This window comes from Bacteroides caecigallinarum (assembly GCF_021530995.1).
GTDB classification, from domain to species: Bacteria; Bacteroidota; Bacteroidia; order Bacteroidales; family Bacteroidaceae; genus Phocaeicola; species Phocaeicola faecigallinarum.
On sequence record NZ_JADYTF010000203.1, the window covers coordinates 1 to 2,460 of the forward strand.

Below are 2,460 nucleotides of genomic sequence, written 5' to 3' on the forward strand. Positions count from 1 at the left end.
ATATAAACATTCTTAAAGAGAGATTTAAGATACAACCTTGCATATTTTGATATTACACTAATATCTACTCCTTGTCTGCGAGAAAATCCTTCCGGCACACTTGACATTATGAATCTATTGTATTTACCTTTCCAATAATCACGCTCCAAAATTAGAAGATGTCTTTTTTGGATAAATTTATCCTTAGTCTCTTTATCACCAACTCCCTTAGTATTAATTTTCCTAATTTCTTTATCCAATTTTTCAATCCTAACCTTCCAAGCATCTATTCTTTCAAGAATACTTTCATGCCCTGGCAACTCAGAAGGAATTTTTGCCTTTTTAATCTCTCTATTATAATGACTATCGCATACAGTAAGATTCATATCAGTAGAATCACCGCCCACACTACGAGGAATTGTGTGTTCTATATCATATTTATTAGGATTAAACAGATCTTCAATTCCAATTTTTTCACCTGTATATACACAAATATGCCCTTGCTCATCCCATAATTTATATTTAAGCAAGTCACTAACTGTTGGACTGTAATTATCGCCAAAATGTTCTTTAATTCTTGCAATTGCTTCTTTCCTTGATTTTTCAAGTCCATTTTGCCATTGTCTTATTGCCGAACGCTTGTTAAAATCATTAAGTTCTCTTGCAAATTCAATCCTAATAGTGGTATCTTCATCTATTTTTCCTTCTTTCAAAAGCGTATTGACAACATGCCGCAATCTAAATAAAGAATGCATAGCCATAGGGTTACGCATACTGTTAGTCCTCGGAGAAGCAAGTTGGAAATATCCCTTATCTGTTCTCTGTCTCACTTTTGGAAAAGTTTCAATCATTGATGGATGGTACAGTTTTCTAAGATTACGTTCCGCTTCCTCATCTAAATTATACTTATATGCAATATACCTTCTTACATATTCCTCCTGTGTTTTAATAGCCGACATAGATGGATCATATTCATAAAAGGCTTTTACTATATCGTCTGCTTCTTCGCGCGGCAACATAGGCAATAACGATTCATTATCGGTCTGACATTTTATTACTGAAGACAAATTAGCCATAAATACGGCATGTGAATAAATCATACCGTACTGTTTCATATACGGAAGAATTTTTCTAATCGCTTTCAGTGATAAAGAAGCATAATCTGAAGGCAAATGTATCTTACTGAACATAGATGCATGAGCTTCATCCATTTGCAACTTATCCATTGCAAATAATTTAAGTTTGTTTTCGTCATCAAAGAAAAACAAGACATGCCATATATCATTCATTATTTCATAACGGTTCTTGCCTGCAGCAAGTGTATATACCTCACATGCAGCATCAAGCCAGCCATCTATTTCATCTTTAATATCAAAAGTTTCAGACAACTGGGCTATGACCGGACAGCCTGAAACAAGAGTATCCATTTGAAAATTAAAGCGATATGCGTTTTCTGATTTGTCTTTATAATAACAGAAATCTTTTTTACTTCCTGACAACTTTTTAGCGATATCTTCAAATTTAAAATCCTTCTTTGACTTACGTAAAAACAATGGTATTATATACTTCTTTTCCTCTTCCGTCAATGCACGAAGCGCATTATCTTTAGGTGTTTGTACCTTTATGTTATTTATAAAAGCATACATACGATATTGTTCATATAAAGGATGAGAAGCAGCACATCTTGCCTTTGAAGGCTCAAAAACGCATTTTCCTATGTTTTGCTTTTGAGATTTCAATGGACGTTGAGACAAAATCGTTTTACGGATATCGTCAGTCAATTCATCAGATAACCCCTGCTTATTACATATCGCAAACAGCTCCTTTTCATAGTGTTCAATTCTACTGGTATATTTAGAACGAATTTTTTCATGATTCTGATATAACTTATAAAAATATTGTCCCAGATATTCCATTCCATTGTCATGTATGGATTTTGTAAGCGAATTTATATCATCTTTTACAACACCCTCACTTGCTTTAGATTCTTCTTTTCTATTACTCAAAAAGCCCCTTCTCTGATTTATATGGTATATAGCGCGACCAACCTTATACCGATTTGTAATATCAGACAAATCTAATTTTTCAGAAAGGCACAAATTTCGATAATAATATGGATTCTTATTCTCATTGTCATCGGTGCGTTGCCATTCCATAAAACTCTTATCTAATGGATATTCTTTTTTTGAACGCCATTTTTTTAAGCTTTCTACAGATAATGGTGGACATAATTTATTATCAATTAGCAATCTAAGCAATTTAATTTTTCTATTCTTCCTGCGCCAATAACCTACCCTTTGATGTTTATGTTCTGTCCTTTCAGCAGCTTTAGAGGACTCGATTCCTTTTTCAATTTTTACTCCCTCTTGAAAAATATTTACACCTTTATCTATCAAAGTATATTTGTTCTCCTGAGCTTCACTATCATAATCAACTATTGCCCATCCTATACTATTTGTACCAGTGTCGATACCTAAGATT

1 protein-coding gene is annotated in these 2,460 nt (G+C 33.3%); it reads right to left on the reverse strand.

Annotated features, from left to right (window positions below; all coding sequences use genetic code 11):
• On the reverse strand, positions 1-2,460 hold a 2,460-nt coding region (cas9, locus tag I6E24_RS15950), incomplete at both ends, for a type II CRISPR RNA-guided endonuclease Cas9 (RefSeq protein WP_262911941.1).